Origin of the sequence: Enterococcus sp. DIV0691 (genome assembly GCF_051711145.1) — a bacterium.
Classification (GTDB): Bacteria; Bacillota; Bacilli; order Lactobacillales; family Enterococcaceae; genus Enterococcus_B; species Enterococcus_B hirae.
Window position 1 is genome coordinate 2,292,501 of the sequence record NZ_JBIOLY010000001.1, and the last position, 17,725, is coordinate 2,310,225.

Consider the following 17,725-nt stretch of genomic DNA (forward strand, 5'->3'; position numbering starts at 1 on the left):
TGATGGCAACTAACAATAAGGGTTGCGCTCGTTGCGGGACTTAACCCAACATCTCACGACACGAGCTGACGACAACCATGCACCACCTGTCACTTTGCCCCCGAAGGGGAAGCTCTATCTCTAGAGTGGTCAAAGGATGTCAAGACCTGGTAAGGTTCTTCGCGTTGCTTCGAATTAAACCACATGCTCCACCGCTTGTGCGGGCCCCCGTCAATTCCTTTGAGTTTCAACCTTGCGGTCGTACTCCCCAGGCGGAGTGCTTAATGCGTTAGCTGCAGCACTGAAGGGCGGAAACCCTCCAACACTTAGCACTCATCGTTTACGGCGTGGACTACCAGGGTATCTAATCCTGTTTGCTCCCCACGCTTTCGAGCCTCAGCGTCAGTTACAGACCAGAGAGCCGCCTTCGCCACTGGTGTTCCTCCATATATCTACGCATTTCACCGCTACACATGGAATTCCACTCTCCTCTTCTGCACTCAAGTCTCCCAGTTTCCAATGACCCTCCCCGGTTGAGCCGGGGGCTTTCACATCAGACTTAAGAAACCGCCTGCGCTCGCTTTACGCCCAATAAATCCGGACAACGCTTGCCACCTACGTATTACCGCGGCTGCTGGCACGTAGTTAGCCGTGGCTTTCTGGTTAGATACCGTCAAGGGATGAACAGTTACTCTCATCCTTGTTCTTCTCTAACAACAGAGTTTTACGATCCGAAAACCTTCTTCACTCACGCGGCGTTGCTCGGTCAGACTTTCGTCCATTGCCGAAGATTCCCTACTGCTGCCTCCCGTAGGAGTTTGGGCCGTGTCTCAGTCCCAATGTGGCCGATCACCCTCTCAGGTCGGCTATGCATCGTCGCCTTGGTGAGCCGTTACCTCACCAACTAGCTAATGCACCGCGGGTCCATCCATCAGCGACACCCGAAAGCGCCTTTCAAATCAAAACCATGCGGTTTCGATTGTTATACGGTATTAGCACCTGTTTCCAAGTGTTATCCCCTTCTGATGGGCAGGTTACCCACGTGTTACTCACCCGTTCGCCACTCCTCTTTTTCCGGTGGAGCAAGCTCCGGTGGAAAAAGAAGCGTTCGACTTGCATGTATTAGGCACGCCGCCAGCGTTCGTCCTGAGCCAGGATCAAACTCTCATAAAAAGTTCGAACAATCTTGCGATTGTTAAGCTCAATTGTTTGCTAGCATATTGCTTGCTTGTTAAAAATGTTTGTTGTCTTGAATCAATCAAGACGCCCTACACATTTGGTTTGTCTTTACTTTGTTCAGTTTTCAAAGGTCTACTTGATTAAAAGCTAATCAGTTGAGATTGCCGTAGCAACTTTTATATCATATCAGAGCGACGTTTGTTTGTCAACTCTTTTTTAAAAGTTTTTTTCGACTTCGTTTTTCAGAAGTGTTTCAGCAACTCGTTTATCATAACTCATCGCTTGTTATTTGTCAATAACTTTTTTGAAGTTTTTTTTGATAGAATCAAGCTTCGTAAGCTGTCGTTTTTTAACGACTTAGTTATCTTATCATGTGTTTTTAGAAACGTCAAGAACTTTTCTGCTATTTTTTTAGAAAGTTTCATTACGCTGTTTCTTAAATCAACGTTAATAAATTTATCACGTAAACCAAGGTACGTCAACAAGCATTTTCACTTAATTTTTCAAAAAAATATTCAAGCAAAAGATCATCATTCGCTTTTACTTCAAAAGAAGCATAAAAAAGTTTGCATTATCGAATATAATCCATAATAAACTGAACGTTTCATCCTTTAAGGAGGGCCGGTTACCATAAAAAAAGAAACTTGAATTTTTTTTCAAGTTTCTTTTGGTGTCTAATTCTACATTAAAAGAAAGGAACTCCTTCCACTTCGTAAGTGCCAAGGACAGAGCGCATTTGATCTGGGTCTTCCCAAAGATAGCCTTTACCTAAGTCTTCACTTTGACTTTTTTGCTCAGTTTCAAAAACAAACAATGGAACATTTTCGTGATTAATATGTGTATTGGTCAACTCCATCAAATTAATTTTGCTAACATCAATATGAACGATTTCTTTTAAAAAGCTAAGTATGTTTGCTAACCCCGTCTTTTCTTCTGAAAGCTCTGCTAATGCAAACTCCAGCTTGTCATCAATTGAATGGACTAAAAATTTTTTTGATCCATCCTCCAAATGCAACATGATTGTACCAGCTACTTTTTTGCTTGCCAAAATTTCCACCTCGATCAACTTGTTCTGTGGTTTACATAAAAATTCTAGCACATTTTCAGAAAAAATACACTTTTTATTTCTTATTTTCTTTCTGTTCTAGTTCTTTTAGTGCTTCGTCCACCCATTTTGGTAGTTGTTCCGCAATCGTGGCAAACCCGATCTTTTTATTTTTATTCGTAAAGTATCTTTTCCTTCGATAAGGAATAACAGGGCTCTTCTTCTCCAACGTACGTAACGACAAACTAATTTTTTTTGAATATTCATCAATATCAATGATTTGAACAGTTACTGGTTGACCAACTTTTAACAATGTGTGAATACTTTTCGTGTAACCTGATTGTACTTCTGATACGTGAATCAAGCCTTGTGTTTCCTCGTCTAAAGACACAAATGCACCATAAGGCTGTATTCCAGTTATTTTTCCTTTAATTATTTGTCCAATTTTATATGTCATGTACTTCCCTCTCTTTGCATTTATCATTATACTGTAAATGATTTAAAAAAAGAAGTTTTGAAAATACTCAATAGAAAAAGAGGTCCTTTAGATGAGTGAATTTGACAAGAAAGTTTCAAGAAGACATACCGATAGCGTAAAATGGGATTCAATTAAAGAAACCTATCAAAGAGACGACTTATTGCCTTTATGGGTTGCAGACATGGATTTTTTATCACCTGCTGGAGTAAAAAAAGCTTTTGAAAATTATGTTTCTCAAGGTCTTTTTGGTTACTCTACCGTTTCAGAAAAATTATATCACGCAGTCATCAATTGGGAAAAACAACAGCATCAGGTATCTTTAACAAAAGAACACATTGTCTTTACTAGCGGTGTTTTATCTAGTTTAGCTGTTGCAATTCAAACTTTTACTGAACCAGGTGACAGTGTGCTGATCCATGACCCCGTTTACCCACCTTTTTCTGCAATCGTCGAGAGTAATCACCGTCAGCTTATACGGAGTCAATTAATTGAACAAAACAATAAATTCATGATGGACTTTCAAGATATGGAAAAAAAGATCGTTGAACAACAAGTAAAAGTGGTAATCCTTTGTAATCCCCACAATCCAGGGGGGCGTGTTTGGACTAAAGAAGAATTATCACAACTAAGCGAACTATGTTTGAAACACAAAGTGCTGCTTTTTAGTGATGAAATTCATCAAGACTTAGTTTTTTCAACGAACCATTTTAACTCGATGTTAACGATTGATGAAACACTAAGTCAGTCTTTAATCACGTTTACTTCGGCAACCAAGACCTTTAATTTAGCAGCGATTAAAAACTCAATGGTGTTTATAAAAAATCCTAAATTAAAAGAACAATTTGAACAGCGGTTACTAATGAATCAGCAACAAGATATAAATACTTTTGGTCTAATCGGTACACAAGCTGCTTACGAAACGGGTAGAGAATGGCTTAGTCAACTGCTTCCTTATATAGAAAAAAACGCGGCCACTGCCACTTCTTTTTTTGAAAAACATTTACCTCAACTAGGTGTGATGACGATTGAAGGAACGTATTTGATGTGGTTAGATTTTTCTGCTTATGAAGCGAATGACGAGTTGCTAGAACAAACATTGATTACCAAAGGAAAAGTTGTTTTAAATCCTGGCATCTCATTTGGTCCTGCCGGTCATGCTCATATGCGATTGAATTTAGCTTGTCCGGAAGAAACACTACTAGATGGATTGATGCGGATAAAAAAAGCCTTCACATAAAAAACAAAAGCATTTTTGACGTCTTTTAAACGAGGTTCTATTCTAATTAGAAATAAAATAAACCAACTGGGTCAATGATTGAAACCAGTTGGTTTATTTTGTGATTAGTTAATAATTAAAATGTCTTACTATTGCGAGTGATTATTCTGATACTTCAACTTTCTCGATCACTACATCATGTACTGGACGATCTTGTGGACCACGTTGTACGTTAGCAATTTCATCTACGGTAGTCATGCCATCAATCACATGACCAAATACAGTATGACGGAAATCTAGCCAAGGTGTCCCACCACCTTTGTATGCTTCGATGATTTCAGCCGGGAAGCCTGCACCTTCTAATTGATCTAGCATATTCGCTGGTACATTTTCATTATTCACGATAAAGAACTGGCTACCGTTTGTATTTGGTCCAGAGTTAGCCATCGATAACGCCCCACGTAAGTTGAACAACTCACGACTAAATTCATCTTCAAAACTTTCACCATAGATGCTTTCGCCACCCATACCTGTACCAGTTGGATCGCCACCTTGAATCATAAAATCAGGGATGACACGGTGGAAAATTACTCCGTCGTAATATCCTTTTTTAGCAAGTTCAATAAAATTTTTAACTGTTTTAGGCGCTAATTCTGGGAATAATTGGACCGTAATGTCACCACGGTTTGTTTTTATTACTGCCTTTGGTCCTTTTTCATTTTCTAAGCTTAATTGTGGGAATACCATATCTTTTTCCTCCTAAAAATTATTCCTTCATTGGTAATAATAACATATTCTCTCTATTCGCTGTTACATGAAACTTAAGAAAACAAAAAGACTCATCCTTATGTAAAAATGATTATATACTTTTTATCAAATGATAGATACTTTTCTGCGTTTCTCTGACTTAAAAAATAATCCACGAGTATTTTTAAATATGTGAACCAGTAGATTTCACGAGAGATCGTTTTCGCTTCTGCCCCAACCTCCTTAAGAATTAGAAATAAATCATTTGTTTGAGAAGTATTCTCAATTAAATTCTGCTATAGTGTGGGTATGAGGAGGAAGTTTTCTATGGAAATCTATGATATTACAATTATCGGTGCAGGACCAGTAGGGATGTTTGCAGCGTTTTACGCAGGTATGCGTCAAGCAAAAACTAAGATCATTGACAGTTTACCTCAACTAGGTGGGCAATTAGCAACGCTTTACCCAGAAAAATATATTTATGATATTCCCGGCTATCCCGCCGTGAAAGCCAGTGACTTAGTAGCAAATCTGGAAAAACAGTTAACCACATTCAATCACTCTTTTCATTTGAATGAGGAAGTTCTTTCTATTACTAAAGAAGATGAAATAATTGAGATCACAACTACTAAAGGAATCCACTATTCAAAAGCAGTCATTTTGACTTTAGGAAGCGGTTCTTTTCAACCTAGAAAATTAAATGTACCAGAAGCAACAACTTATGAGCATCACGGTCTCGATTATTTTGTGAACGATTTAATGAAATATGCTGGTAAAAAAGTAGCAATTGCAGGTGGTGGTGATTCAGCAATTGATTGGGCGTTGATGCTAGAACCGATTGCGAGTGAAGTTTATCTTATCCATCGCCGGCCAGAATTTAGAGCTCATGAGCATAGTGTAAACTTATTGAAAGCTTCATCAGTCAATCTTTTAACTCCCTATCTCATTGATGAATTATCTGGAGAAAATGGGGAATTGACTGCTGTTCGCTTAAAACGGGTAAAAAGCGAGGAAACAATTGAGTTACTGATTGATTCATTGATTGTTAATTATGGATTCACCTCAAATCTAGAACATCTTTCAACATGGGGACTTGAAAGTACCAGAAATGCAATTTCAGTAAACTCAGATATGTCAACCTCGATACCAGGCGTTTATGCTGCTGGCGATATCTGTTCTTACAAAGGAAAAGTAAAATTGATCGCTACTGGATTTGGCGAAGCACCTACAGCTGTCAATAATGCGTTACACTTTATTAACCCTAAAGAACGCACACAACCTGGACATAGTACCAGTTTATACGATAAAAAAGTTCCTCCGAAATAGGATAGCTTGTATGATTTTTGACCATTTTGTCCAAAGCAGAGGAGACAACATTTGTTTCTTGCTTTTTTATTTGGTAGGCTAACAATATAGTTGATTCACAGAAGCAAAAGGAGGAAGAAAATGGTTATCAAAACTGAAACGCTAGAAGAAAAAGCACGTGAATTGCTCAATGAGCGTGGAGTAACCCTTGAAGACATTGCTGAGCTAGTGATGTTTTTACAAAAAGATTACATTACTGATCTTACTTTAGCAGATTGTATCCAAAGTGTTCACGCTGTCTTAACCAAACGTGAAGTCCATAACGCGATCATAACTGGGGTTCAATTAGATATTTTAGCAGAAGAAAATAAATTGATGTCACCGCTCCAACATATCATTGAAGATGATGAAGGACTGTATGGGATCGATGAAATACTAGCCTTATCAATTGTAAATGTTTATGGGACAATCGGTTTCACTAATTATGGCTATATCGATAAAGTAAAGCCTGGTATTTTACAAAAATTAAATAGCCATGACGGAAAAAATGTGCATACTTTCTTGGATGACATCGTGGGTGCAATCGCTGCCTCTGCTGCCAGTCGTCTTGCTCACCAAGAGCCAGAAAAACGTAGTCGTTTGACTCAATAAGAGGTTGTGAAAGAAGCGATCAGCTCCGAGCGAATAAGAGAGGATTTTTTAAAATAGCTTCTCATATTTTAGAAAATCATCGCTTATTGCTGAGGAGTTGCTTCTTGAACACCGTTTAAAGCAAAAACCCGAGACAATCTCCTTGTCTCGGGCTTTTTTTATTCTGTTGAAACAAAATAGGCATTATGATTTGTTCTATTCTATGTTTGATTTTAACTTCTTTTTAGCTCTCTTTTTCCAATGATCACAAAAAAAGCAAAAAAGAGTTCAATTAAAATAAAAAATAAAATAAAACTATGCATAAAAAATTGTTCTGGTAAGACGTTAATGATTGGATCGGTTGTCGGATCAAACAGCCAATCGTCGTTGTTAAAAAATGTTTCATGGAACAAGATAAAAAAGCGATCAAATCCTACCAACATAAAAAAGCCAAAAACAATGGGTACGAGCATTCCAATCTTAAACGGTTGAACTAAACGCCAAAAACGCTTATGACGTTTCAGATAAAAAAGATAGTAGATACTAGGTATCAACGTCAGCAGCAGCACAAAATAGTTAAGTAAAAAAAGTTTTTTGACTTCATAAAAATGATGTGCCCCACTTGCAGAAATAGGAAAATTTTGCAGGCTTAATTCCTTCTGAAAAGGATTATTTAAATAAGCCATTAATTGATCAAAATTTTTCAATAAAGTTTCCTGATCAAGCGTAGTATGATCCAATATATTCAGATATTTGATGTCTAGTTCATAGAGAAAGCGAAAATTGATTGTTATCGCGATCGCCAGACTGATCAGCATGAAGAATAGACAAACCAAACCCGCATATTCTCCCCACACCCATTTTGTTTTTCTCATTCTAGAAACTCCACTCATCTAACGAACGGAGAACGTGTGTAGCAGGTACCGGTAATAAAGGTACATCCTCAGCTTTCGTAAATCCTGAGAGCACCAACAACGTATCAATCCCATTTCGAATCCCTGCTTGGATGTCTGTTTCATAGTTGTCTCCAACCATGATGACATCTGCTTTCGTTAAACCTAATTTTTCTACCGCCTTATCCATAATGATCGCTTCTGGTTTGCCAATATAAATCGGTGGCGTCTGTGTAGCTGTCTCCACAAACGAAATAACCGATCCTGCACCTGGCAGCAACCCACGCTCAGTTGGAATATTTTTATCTGGATTTGTTCCAATAAATGTTGCCCCTTTTTGGATCGCAAGAGTCGCTTTGACTACTTTTTCATACGTCAGATAATTATCTAGACCGACCACTACATAATCGGGATTTTCTTCATCCCAGACAAATCCTGCTTCTAAAATCAAATCGATCAAACCAGCTTCACCTATGGCATAAAACGTGTTTCCTTTCCCGGCAGCGTGCATAAAATCGATCGTTGCTAAAGAAGCTGTATAAACAGTTTCTGGGCTAACGTGTATATCAAATTCATCTGCCAAGCGATTGGCTACTGCCTGCGGACTTTTTGTGGTGTTATTCGTAACAAACAGAAAAGGCTGTTTTTTTGCCTGAAGAGCCTCCACAAAACGTTTCCCAGCAGGTATAGGTTCAGTCCCCCGATAAATCGTTCCATCTAAATCAATCAAATATCCTTTATAATCCATCTTTACTCTTCCCTTTGTCTTATCGTAAAATTAGTGTTGGCTTTTGGTTTAGTTGATGTTTTTTCAGTCTTTTTTTGTTCTGTTTTTCTTTTTTTGATGACCGGTTTTTTGTGATTTGAAGAAACGGGTCCTTTTTTCTCATCAATGTACGCACGATGTTGGTTTTGATTTTTCTTTTTTCTTCGGCGAGGAGTATTTTTTTCCTTCTTACCTCCGATTTGTTCAATCACAAAATAAGCGCAACCAAAATTACAATACTCATACAAATAATCTTCCAAAGCATCAATTCGTTGGTCGGGATGAGCACGTCTGTTATCTACACGGAAAAATCCTTTTAATCTTAATTGTTCATAGCCCCAATCACCAACGATATAGTCATAACGAGACAAGACTTCACTATATCTTTCGCCAAGTTTTTCTGGATTGAACCCCTCTCGATGATCCTTTACTAGGCGATAGTGCTGTTCGCCAATCAAAAAATTCTTCTCATCGATGAAAGTAATGATTTCTCCTTTTACTTTCTCCGGTTTGGGTTCTTCGATAATTTCTTCTAACACGGCGGTGATTTCTTCTGTCACCGTATGATCCTCGACATTTTTCGCTGTCTGTTTTTCTTTTGTTTTAGCTTCAACGGCGTGTTGCTCTTTTTGTTTTGCCGACATGCTTTCACCACCTATCATTCCTATTATACCTTGTTTTTATTTTATTGGATAGTGAGCATTTAAGTATTCCCCTACTACGCTACGAATAAATTCCGGAAATAAAAATTCATTTTCACCAGCAATCTCAATCGTTGGAAAGAAAGGTACAAACATAAAATGATCCACTGTTGTAAATGTATATCGACGCTCGTTATCTATCGGCTGATTCAGCCAGTGAACTTGATGATTCACTGCATCATAAGAGATTCCACTATAAACCACTTGTCCAAAAATTTTCCCCCGAAATCCCATACCTCTGATTGGATAATTGCGTAAAAAGGCACGATTTTTTTCGATTTCTAATACCAATCGAATCAAATCCCTTCCTTTAAGTGTGACATTCAGTAAATGCATTGGATGAGGTAATGCCGTATGCAGTTGATCCTGATTGATCAGCCCTGCTGGTAATCCAGTTAAAAACAACCCACTATTTAGCATTGCGCCTTGTGTTTGCCCACGATACTTGACTGCTTCTAACGCCTCATAGATAAAAGAATGTTCCGCAAAAATATCTACTGATAAATCATAAGGTAACTTGGCTACTTTTTTTGCCGCTAATAGTTCGTGCCCTTTAGTTAAATAATCTTGGCTTTCCTGCTCATCTTCAATAAACGTCGTCATCGTTTCTGTTGGGATAGCCCGAGCTGATTTTTGGATGATGTTTTTATGCTCATCAACGGTGAGGTGAACCTCTCCAACGTATTGTCCATATTTTCCCGCTGCTGCAAGCTGAACACCATTAACGATTTGACCATCAATCAGCAAATGATGCGTATGTGAGCCTAAAATTACATCGATTGACGGAAGTTCTTGGGCAATCTGACGATCGTCTTGGATACCTAGATGGCTCATCAATACCAAGATGTCTACTTTTGGTCTTAGTTCTTCCACCAATTCAGGTAAAATATCATAAGGGTTTCTGATATCCCAACCATTTGGACTATATGTTAAGGGAAAAGGAGCCGTCAAAGCCAGTAAGCCGATTTTAGTCTGTTGAGGAGTTTCAATGATCTTGTACTTTTTTGCCCATTTCGGCGGTTGCAACAGATGTTTATCAAACAAATTATCCAATAAAATATCAAAGTTTGCCTGATCATAAAGATGATTCAATTGATCCTTGGCATTTCCCACGCCTTCATTATTACCTATCGTCACAGCATCATAGCCTACGTTATTCATTAGTTCAACATTGGCTTGTCCATCGGTTGCTTCTGATAGCGGGTGCCAGCGATCAACAAAGTCACCTAAATCAACAGTGATGGTCGTGGTATTTTCTTTTTTTTCGTTTTCACGCTTTTTTTGCTCAATAAACCTTCTGATTTTAGGCCAGTTTTCTAGATGCGAGTGTAAATCATTCGTATGTAATAGAACTATTTTTTCCATCTTATTCTTTCGCCTCACTTTTCTTTATCATACCATAGGCTTTTTCTTTGTTCACTTTGAAAGATTTTAAAGAAAATCAAATTCCACCGCTGTGAATAGACTCCATTCTAAACGTTAGCCTTGTGGATAATATCGGATCAAAGTAATAATCAGTCTATCTCTAGCTAGCGATTCGGGGTAGAAAAGTGATGAAAAAATACGTTACAGCTAAACATGATCAATAGATATAATTCTATCGGCATTGCCCATTTATTCGTCAACCAACGTTCAATCAAATCACAGAAATAAGCCGTAGAATTTCCAGTATACGCAGGACGAATGTCGGAATTCTTCGGCTTATTTCTTAAAACTAACTCTTCTATCACTACTTCTTCAGTAATAATCAAGTAGCAATCAGTTTCTCATTTTTCACTTCTCAGACAACTAATTAAAGTTTTTTTAATCAAAAAATTGATTAGATGCAGCTATCCCGATTTGTAGACGATCCAATGGTTCGCCAAACATCCCTGCCCAGCCATCATAGCCAGCAATAGAGGTGCCATCATCACAACATACTCCTAGCCAACCAGCTCGGGCGGTCGTTTGGGAACGGTAGTAGGCTTGCGATAATGCCTTACCTGTAGGTGTCGTATAGTAAAGTTGCACACCATCGATGGCTTCACCAGGATTCCCTGCACATCCATTGACCATATCATTTGGATCACCTTTGCTGACCCAATCTAACCAACCACTTTTTACTGTATGGACTCGATAACGAATCGTTCCTGCATCTACTTTGATATAAAGCATGTCATGTTGATTATTTGGCAATCCTGAAAAACCATTGGAATCGACATCATTGAAATTGGTAATTTCTCCTAACCAACTTCCGCCCAACACACGTAACCCATAGTGAACATTGGTAGAAAAACTTCCCCCATTATTTACCCCTGGTGAATAAGTAAATAAAGGATTGGATTTCGCAATCCCGATTTGCAGACGGTCTAGCGGTTCGCCAAACATCCCTGCCCAACCATCGTAACCGACGATCGATGTTCCATCATCGCAACAAGTTTGTAACCAGTCAGCACGAGCGGTCGTTTGTGAACGGTAATATGCTTGTGAATAAGTTTCTCCAGCAGGTGTTGTGTAATAGATTTGTACACCATCAATCGCTTCACCAGGATTCCCTGCACATCCATTGACCATATCATTTGGATCACCTTTACTAACCCAATCTAACCAACCGCTTGTCATCGTGTGTACTCGATAACGTAATGTTCCTTTATCAACCTTGATATATAGCATATCGTGTTGATGATTCGGTAATCCTGAAAAACCATTAGAATCTGAATTGTTAAAGTTAGTGATTTCTCCTAACCAAGCTCCGCCCAACACTCGTAAACTATAATGAACATTTGTCGAAAATGAAGGTGGCGTTGGGTCATTAGTTATTCCTGTTGAACTTGATTGATTAAAACCGCCAGAAAAACGCCAAACTTCATAATAATGAAACCCATTTGCAACGATATAATTTTTATCAAAACGTAATTCTTGAATCGCAGTATTTTTTTCTCCTTGCGTATAGTAACAAGTTGAAGTGATGTTTTTACCACCACCAGTAATCACACCTGTATGTCCAATCGCACCACCTGAATCAGCCATCGAGGACCCACCAGAAAGTAAAACAATATCCTCATCTTTCAGCTGAGAGAGATTGGAAGCGTTTGAATTTCCGACTAAAACTAATACATAACCACATCTTTGGAGATAACCACCAAGGGTAACCGTATTATATAAATAGCTATAAGGAATTCCAGAGCTGTCTTTGACTGCTTGAGTAATACTTCCAGAACAATCTGCCGTTCCATCTGTACCGTTTCTTGAGCCAGTCATGGAATAGGTTATCTGTCCACGATGTTTATTGAACCAATCCACGACTTTTGTTCGGTTTAATTGTTGGTACCAGTATCTAGCTTGTTGCGCTCTTGCTGGTTGGTTTGCATTTGCCGGTCTTTCATAATATTGAATGAAAATATTCGCCAGTTCTTCTGGAGATTTGTTACTTGTCTTAAATTGTTGAAACGTCATAGATATATTATAAAATTGTTGATTGTTTGCTACCTCCCACTCAATACGTTTGCATTGAGAAATGACGTCTTTGTAATTTAATCCATTCGCATTTGCCCAATTGATATATTTAGATGCTGGTGTCCATTGCACTAGTCCGTATCCACCAGACATATTTCCGACAATGTCGCTCTCCCATCGGTCGGCAATAATGCCACTTTCTGATTGCATGTTCCCTAATAATCCAGCAACTGCGGTTTTTGACCAACCTTGACTGACCAAGTAATCCCAAATTGTTTTTGCTGTTTCAAATTGTCCCATAATAGTTGTTCGCTCCTTACTTTCAATCATTTTTTCATATTAGTTGCGCCTTTAAATGTACACAGCTTATTACTTACTGTTATCTTTCATCCTCCTAAAAAATTATTTTGATCATTTGATTCGAATCACATAGATATGTGAGCTATTTTAGTGATTTGTGACAGAAAAAATAAAATCTTTCACTTTTTTCTAAAAAGCTGTGCCTAGGTTGCTTTGTTAGTAAATAAAAAAGTCATTATCACGTAGTATCTCGGTAAATTCACTTTGATCCTTCCTAATCGTTCTCTATTTCGTTATTGTTTTGGTTTCATTTTGTCTTGAATTGATTTTAAAATCCCCTCAAAATAAGTCGTTACTTCTGACTCAGCAATATTGGTCAAAATGCTCCCAATCTCAGTGAAAATCAGGCAAGTCGTAAAAACCTTTACTAACGTAAATTCAAAATGAACGCCGTTTTGGATCAACACAAAATCAACGACTCCCGTCAGGATCAATAACACAAAATGACTGAGTTTTTTCCAAAGTCCTCGCCAACTTAGCGTTGAATACCAAACATGATTGACTTTTGCTTTAAGCCAACCTGTTATGAGATCTAATAGAACCACTAGAAAAAAACTGTGAATTAATGCTTGATCACTAGCAAAGACTTTCGTTAATGCCGTCATACTAACACCTCCTTTTAAACGTAATGACTGCGAAAGAAATGCCCTCCATAACAGACATTAGTTTGCAGTTTTGAGTCCCTTGCTTTTAGCTTTCATCATTTGTTTGATACACTATTCTTCTTTTTACATTGTCAGACCTTCCTTTCACTACTTTGCTAAAGATTTTTGTTTCCATTTAGATATGTTGGAAAATAATAAAATTTGTGACAAAAAAAAGGGACTGGGACAAAAGTTGTCTCAGTCTCTTCTAGTATCTCTAAAAACGAATAAACGGCGTTCAAGAAGCAACTCCTCAACAATAAGCCTGAATTTTTCAAAACATGAGAAGCTGTTTCAAAAAATTCTTTCTTATTGTCATCAGAGCTACCCGATGTTTTCACGACCTCTGATTCACGGTGTTCAAAGAGCTGACCTTCGGCGATAAGTCAAAAAATCTCAAAACATGGGAAGCTGTTTCGAGATTTCCATCCTTAATGCTCCTGCGATTACTCGTCGCAGTTTTTACTTGGTGAGCGCTCAGGTCAAAACACTCTTTTCACGACCTCTTGTTCACGGTGAGACAAAAGTAGCATCTTCGGAAAATTTGCCGAAATTTACCAAGAATTTGAGAATCACCAAGTAGGTAACAATCAACATCAAAAACTAGTTTTTGTGTTTCTTGTCAATTTTCGGAAATTCCTTCTTATTTCTTGATGCTGAACACTTTTGTCTCAACCTCTTTCAACTTTTCACTGTTCTTAAGCCAACTTATTCGTTCACTATTAAATTTAGAGCTGTCATTTTATCAAGTTCTCTGCTTATTCAAAAAAAGAATTTTACAAAATATTCGTTGTGAATATTTGTAAAATCCATATTTTGGACTAAAGTTAAATTTTATTCCAGGCTTTTTTCTTGTCATTTATTTTAATTATTTTTTACTTCTTCTGCTTTCTTTAAAATCGCATGTGTCAATGTTTCAGAAAAATTGATCTTCAATTCTTTGCCTAATTTATCTGCCCACTTAGGAATAGACACATTTTTACGTTCTCTCTTTTCCATGTCCAGATACTCTTTTATATTAACTGAAACAAGCGTGACAAATGAATCCTCTTTATTGTATGTATTCGTCTGCTCAAAAGGGAAATAGTTTTCTACATTAATATTGTTTACACTTGAGCTAGACGGCAATTTATTTTCTTCCTCAATATAATAAGACAATTGTAGCCCAAGATAGTCACTAGCCATCTGCATACCGTCGTTTATATCATTTGCTTGTGTTCCGTTTCCATCAATATCAGGAAAATGTATAAAATAGTATGGTTCTTTATCATCGGTCATTAAATAAAAAACAGCTGGATACGTTAATACCATCAATATGTACCTCTTTCGATTATTTATTTTTAGGTCATTGGTATGAAACTGTATCTTTCTACCAATAACAATTATACTCTCTATAGCTATTTACTTCTCTATAAAATACAAATAAAGTACCTAAAAAACTAAAGAGGCTCTGGTTCATTAGACAAAAAAAACGTAACAAGTAGTAAAGTACTACCTATCACGCTTTTAAGATTCGTTTTAATCAGACACATGGCGGATCCTGCTTAGTGCTGCTTCCTTCCAGATCTGACACGCTTCACAAGCCCGCCATTGTCCTAGCCTTTCGGCAAATAATAGTATACCTGATTTTTTTTTATTTGGCTAGCCTTTTTTTAATTTCTTTTTTCTTAAGCGCAACTCTCTAAAAAAATCCGTTAAAAGTTGGCCACATTCCGTTTCCAAAACGCCTCCTACTACATGGGCTTGGTGGTTAAAGCGTTCATCTGTCAACAAATTCATTAATGTTCCCGCTGTTCCGCCCTTTGGATCATACGCACCGAAGTATACTTCTTTGACTCGAGATAAAATCATCGCACCGCTACACATAGGACAAGGCTCGAGCGTCACATATAATTGGGCTTCTTCTAAACGCCAACTTCCAACATTTTGACAAGCTTCACGGATCGCAATCATTTCCGCATGCGTGGTTGCGTCTTGCGTGGTTTCTCTTAAATTGTAGCCTCTTCCAATGATTTCATCATTTAAAACAACAATAGCCCCAATTGGTACTTCCGCTAATTGTTGGGCTTTCTGAGCTTCTTCAATGGCTAAACGCATCCATTTTTCATGTTTTTCATTATCGATTTCCTTCATTTCCAATCGATCCCCTACTTTTCGTTTTCTTGCTTAACTTTAGCATAAGTCAAAAAGGTTGTAACTAGCTTTTTGTCTTATGGTAAAATAAAACATGAGGTGACTTTGATGGACTTGACAAAACTGATAACACTTTATCCTAATGCACAGAAAAAAAATTCCCCTGCTTCCGATAAAGGAATTCTCTCTTTAGCAATTGATGATTATTTTTTATGGATCGATCAATCGACGATTTCGACACAAGAAACAAATATTTTGAAAGCGTTATTCCCTGTAGCTACTGTCGAAGATAATCATCCATGGTATCATTATCTATTTGAAAATAAACCGCTAGTAGCAGAAGAAAGCTTTCGCATGATTCAATTTCACATTGATCCAAGAGGAGAATTTCTTAAGCGCCAATGGCAAGAAACAATCGGTGAAATGTTTTTCCACTTAGAAGATTTTTTCTTTTATACAGAAACCGATGCTGTACTGATTGAAAAAAAATGTCCTAGTTATTTAGAAATTTCTGAGCTAAGAGGTATTTTTCTTTCATTAGATGCAGACTTTGAAATCACTACCCAAGTATTTATTGGCTCATTTCATTTGCCTTCTCCCAATTTTTCAGAACTGTTTTTTGAGGAGCGGAAAATATTTTTTGAAGAAAAAAAGCACTTTGCTTTACATGGTGGCGCAATCTCATTATCGGAGGTGGCTTTACATCATTATACAAAAGGAACAATGAACAACAATCAGTTAATTGCAAGTTATCAGGAGATGGTCAAACGGACAGAAATGGAAGAGATCATTTCTGTGTTATGGAAAAATTTAGGTAATATTAGTTCGACAGCTAAATCACTCTTTCTTCATCGAAATACATTGAAATACAAAATCGAAAAATTCCAAGAACAAACTGGGTTCAACTTAAAAGAAGCAAATGATTTACTGTTTTGTCATTTGCTCTTACTGCAAGAACAAACACATTGAACACAAAAAGCGAAAGTATTCGTTCATGAGACAAACCAATAATGTTTGTTCCATTTTCTAATACTTTCGCTCTTTTTGTACTTTTAACTTTACTTTTTTTGTTGCATCACATGATTTTATCAACGTAATGGAGTAAACGGTCTTTCACATCTTCCGTTGATCCTTTTAGAGAATCCCCATAGACAGAAATTTTCTTTTTGCCTGACTTGATCTTCGCCAGGATTCCCATCAAAGAATCTAAATCACTATCCGATAAATGTTCAACGATATCTAGTAGTTTTTCGTTTCCATCAAATGTCTCATTAACGAACTTTTTTACTTTTGCCCGGTTCGTCAAATGATGGATTTTTTCAATGACTTTTCCCGAAACAACTACTGCTGTCGCTACGCTTGCTGCTGCTGCGACACCTAATCCAATTGTTACTTTTGTTGATGTTTTCATCATTATCAGCTCCTTTTATCTATATTAATCATAGCATAGATAAAAAGATAAACGAACTATTTACCCTTTTTCACTTTCAAAATCGCCGAAAGATAAAACGCTGCCACCAATTTTTCTGATCATCTATATGAAAGGACACTTCAGCATCGTTTCATCCGTTTACTTAGGGGAATATTCAATATTTGTTAATACTTCAGGCAAGTTCTCTTCCAACTCAGCCAATTTATTCCAAATCAATGTCATTGTTTCAAAAAATTCATGAGAAGAACGATCTGAGTTCAAACTGCCTAATGCATTGAGCCAAAGTAATTCTAATAAGTAAGGCTCTTTGATTCCAGTATGTTCTTTGACATATTCTGAAAACGCACGTTTAAACAAGGAAGCCATATCTAACTCAGACTTAATCACTACTCCACGAATGCTTTCATGGATTGAAAAGAACTCTTTTAGTAGATGGACGATACTGAAGAAATCATCAATGACATATTCTGATAAATAGCGATCAAAACAGATCGTTATTTCTTCAAGTATTTTTTCTTTTAATATACGTATTGATTTAAAGTGGGCATAAATCGGATAAGTGGAACAGCCACAAAAAGAAGCTAAACTCCTAGCTGTTATCTTTGATAAGCCATTTTCTTCAGCATATACCATACTTTTAAAGAGTAAATACTCTTTGCTAAAATTTGTTACTCTACTCATACAATTCTTCCTTTCTCACTTTTGATCATTTTCTTTTAAAAAGACATTATTTTTAGTCATCTCTAAATTAAAGGCATTATTATTTAGAGGACAGTACTAAT

At 37.2% G+C, this 17,725-nt stretch carries 16 protein-coding genes, 1 rRNA gene, 1 other RNA gene and 2 pseudogenes (1 of these 20 running past the window's edge); 4 read left to right on the forward strand and 16 right to left on the reverse strand.

The features are described from left to right. From IGJ11_RS10540 to IGJ11_RS10550, 3 genes are all read right to left on the reverse strand, one after another. A 16S ribosomal RNA gene (locus IGJ11_RS10540) occupies positions 1–1,152 on the reverse strand; it reaches 408 nt to the left of the window's first position. A gap of 691 nt (positions 1,153–1,843) precedes the next feature. Then, positions 1,844–2,206, reverse strand: coding sequence for a hypothetical protein (locus tag IGJ11_RS10545; protein ID WP_010720718.1), 363 nt, complete (start codon positions 2,204–2,206; stop codon positions 1,844–1,846). Positions 2,207–2,279: 73 nt separating this feature from the next. Continuing rightward, a complete protein-coding gene (locus IGJ11_RS10550) occupies positions 2,280–2,660 on the reverse strand; it encodes a CvfD/Ygs/GSP13 family RNA-binding post-transcriptional regulator (RefSeq protein ID WP_207433585.1) in 381 nt (126 codons plus the stop codon). Positions 2,661–2,751: 91 nt separating this feature from the next. Here IGJ11_RS10550 and IGJ11_RS10555 point away from each other — a divergent pair, with 91 nt between their 5' ends. Then, positions 2,752–3,918 (forward strand): MalY/PatB family protein, encoded by a 1,167-nt coding sequence (locus IGJ11_RS10555; protein WP_034700567.1) that lies wholly within the window; start codon positions 2,752–2,754, stop codon positions 3,916–3,918. A gap of 141 nt (positions 3,919–4,059) precedes the next feature. On the opposite strand, the gene IGJ11_RS10560 is transcribed toward IGJ11_RS10555, so the two are convergent. Continuing rightward, a complete protein-coding gene (locus IGJ11_RS10560) occupies positions 4,060–4,644 on the reverse strand; it encodes a peptidylprolyl isomerase (RefSeq protein WP_010720721.1) in 585 nt (194 codons plus the stop codon). A 327-nt stretch (positions 4,645–4,971) separates the two neighbouring features. Between IGJ11_RS10560 and IGJ11_RS10565 the strand changes: the two genes are divergently transcribed. Both IGJ11_RS10565 and IGJ11_RS10570 read left to right on the forward strand, forming a co-directional pair. Further along, on the forward strand, positions 4,972–5,970 hold the full coding sequence (locus IGJ11_RS10565; RefSeq protein WP_034700569.1) for an NAD(P)/FAD-dependent oxidoreductase: 999 nt from the start codon (positions 4,972–4,974) through the stop codon (positions 5,968–5,970). 120 nt (positions 5,971–6,090) lie between these two features. Then, complete coding sequence (locus tag IGJ11_RS10570) at positions 6,091–6,600, forward strand: phosphatidylglycerophosphatase A family protein (protein WP_010720723.1); 510 nt, start codon at positions 6,091–6,093, stop codon at positions 6,598–6,600. Between the two features lie 212 nt (positions 6,601–6,812). Here the strand turns inward: IGJ11_RS10570 and IGJ11_RS10575 are convergent, their stop codons facing one another. The 10 genes and pseudogenes from IGJ11_RS10575 to tadA all read right to left on the reverse strand — a co-directional run bounded on the left by IGJ11_RS10575 (position 6,813) and on the right by tadA (position 15,511). Next, positions 6,813–7,454, reverse strand: a complete 642-nt coding sequence (locus IGJ11_RS10575) for a TIGR01906 family membrane protein (RefSeq protein ID WP_034700571.1) — start codon at positions 7,452–7,454, stop codon at positions 6,813–6,815. A 1-nt stretch (position 7,455) separates the two neighbouring features. Next, positions 7,456–8,220 carry a TIGR01457 family HAD-type hydrolase gene (locus IGJ11_RS10580; RefSeq protein ID WP_010720725.1) on the reverse strand — a complete coding sequence of 255 codons (765 nt, stop codon included), beginning with the start codon at positions 8,218–8,220 and terminating at the stop codon, positions 7,456–7,458. Positions 8,221–8,222: 2 nt separating this feature from the next. Then, positions 8,223–8,882 carry a YutD family protein gene (locus IGJ11_RS10585; protein ID WP_010720726.1) on the reverse strand — a complete coding sequence of 220 codons (660 nt, stop codon included), beginning with the start codon at positions 8,880–8,882 and terminating at the stop codon, positions 8,223–8,225. Between the two features lie 36 nt (positions 8,883–8,918). Further along, complete coding sequence (locus IGJ11_RS10590) at positions 8,919–10,304, reverse strand: bifunctional metallophosphatase/5'-nucleotidase (RefSeq protein WP_207433581.1); 1,386 nt, start codon at positions 10,302–10,304, stop codon at positions 8,919–8,921. A 948-nt stretch (positions 10,305–11,252) separates the two neighbouring features. Beyond that, positions 11,253–12,221 (reverse strand): annotated as a pseudogene (locus tag IGJ11_RS10595) (peptidoglycan amidohydrolase family protein); the annotation flags it as partial. Positions 12,222–12,296: 75 nt separating this feature from the next. Beyond that, positions 12,297–12,704: pseudogene (locus tag IGJ11_RS10600) on the reverse strand (phage tail tip lysozyme); the annotation flags it as partial. Positions 12,705–12,967: 263 nt separating this feature from the next. After that, positions 12,968–13,339, reverse strand: a complete 372-nt coding sequence (locus IGJ11_RS10605) for a phage holin family protein (protein ID WP_053766345.1) — start codon at positions 13,337–13,339, stop codon at positions 12,968–12,970. Between the two features lie 903 nt (positions 13,340–14,242). Then, positions 14,243–14,689 (reverse strand): type II toxin-antitoxin system HicB family antitoxin, encoded by a 447-nt coding sequence (locus IGJ11_RS10610; RefSeq protein ID WP_010720730.1) that lies wholly within the window; start codon positions 14,687–14,689, stop codon positions 14,243–14,245. Between the two features lie 205 nt (positions 14,690–14,894). After that, an RNA gene (gene ffs / locus IGJ11_RS10615) (signal recognition particle sRNA small type) lies at positions 14,895–14,979 on the reverse strand. Positions 14,980–15,019: 40 nt separating this feature from the next. Beyond that, a complete protein-coding gene (gene tadA, locus IGJ11_RS10620; RefSeq protein ID WP_010720731.1) occupies positions 15,020–15,511 on the reverse strand; it encodes a tRNA adenosine(34) deaminase TadA in 492 nt (163 codons plus the stop codon). Between the two features lie 108 nt (positions 15,512–15,619). On the opposite strand from tadA, the gene IGJ11_RS10625 reads away from it, so the two are divergent. Continuing rightward, positions 15,620–16,480: a helix-turn-helix domain-containing protein gene (locus IGJ11_RS10625; protein ID WP_010720732.1), complete on the forward strand. Its 861-nt coding sequence runs from the start codon at positions 15,620–15,622 to the stop codon at positions 16,478–16,480. Positions 16,481–16,586: 106 nt separating this feature from the next. Here the strand turns inward: IGJ11_RS10625 and IGJ11_RS10630 are convergent, their stop codons facing one another. Continuing rightward, a complete protein-coding gene (locus tag IGJ11_RS10630; RefSeq protein ID WP_010737193.1) occupies positions 16,587–16,922 on the reverse strand; it encodes a hypothetical protein in 336 nt (111 codons plus the stop codon). 159 nt (positions 16,923–17,081) lie between these two features. Further along, the gene (locus IGJ11_RS10635) at positions 17,082–17,624 is read right to left on the reverse strand and encodes a hypothetical protein (RefSeq protein WP_010720734.1); all 543 of its coding nucleotides are present in this window, start codon (positions 17,622–17,624) and stop codon (positions 17,082–17,084) included. Positions 17,625–17,725: the final 101 nt, after the last annotated feature.

Coding starts and splice junctions, on each gene's coding strand:
- tadA (WP_010720731.1), bottom strand. CDS start 15,511: ATGAAGGAAATCGATAATGAAAAACATGAAAAATGGATGCGTTTAGCC.
- IGJ11_RS10625 (WP_010720732.1), top strand. CDS start 15,620: ATGGACTTGACAAAACTGATAACACTTTATCCTAATGCACAGAAAAAA.
- IGJ11_RS10575 (WP_034700571.1), bottom strand. CDS start 7,454: ATGAGAAAAACAAAATGGGTGTGGGGAGAATATGCGGGTTTGGTTTGT.
- IGJ11_RS10590 (WP_207433581.1), bottom strand. CDS start 10,304: ATGGAAAAAATAGTTCTATTACATACGAATGATTTACACTCGCATCTA.
- IGJ11_RS10565 (WP_034700569.1), top strand. CDS start 4,972: ATGGAAATCTATGATATTACAATTATCGGTGCAGGACCAGTAGGGATG.
- IGJ11_RS10605 (WP_053766345.1), bottom strand. CDS start 13,339: ATGACGGCATTAACGAAAGTCTTTGCTAGTGATCAAGCATTAATTCAC.
- IGJ11_RS10560 (WP_010720721.1), bottom strand. CDS start 4,644: ATGGTATTCCCACAATTAAGCTTAGAAAATGAAAAAGGACCAAAGGCA.
- IGJ11_RS10585 (WP_010720726.1), bottom strand. CDS start 8,882: ATGTCGGCAAAACAAAAAGAGCAACACGCCGTTGAAGCTAAAACAAAA.
- IGJ11_RS10580 (WP_010720725.1), bottom strand. CDS start 8,220: ATGGATTATAAAGGATATTTGATTGATTTAGATGGAACGATTTATCGG.
- IGJ11_RS10630 (WP_010737193.1), bottom strand. CDS start 16,922: ATGAAAACATCAACAAAAGTAACAATTGGATTAGGTGTCGCAGCAGCA.
- IGJ11_RS10610 (WP_010720730.1), bottom strand. CDS start 14,689: ATGGTATTAACGTATCCAGCTGTTTTTTATTTAATGACCGATGATAAA.
- IGJ11_RS10635 (WP_010720734.1), bottom strand. CDS start 17,624: ATGAGTAGAGTAACAAATTTTAGCAAAGAGTATTTACTCTTTAAAAGT.
- IGJ11_RS10555 (WP_034700567.1), top strand. CDS start 2,752: ATGAGTGAATTTGACAAGAAAGTTTCAAGAAGACATACCGATAGCGTA.
- IGJ11_RS10570 (WP_010720723.1), top strand. CDS start 6,091: ATGGTTATCAAAACTGAAACGCTAGAAGAAAAAGCACGTGAATTGCTC.
- IGJ11_RS10550 (WP_207433585.1), bottom strand. CDS start 2,660: ATGACATATAAAATTGGACAAATAATTAAAGGAAAAATAACTGGAATA.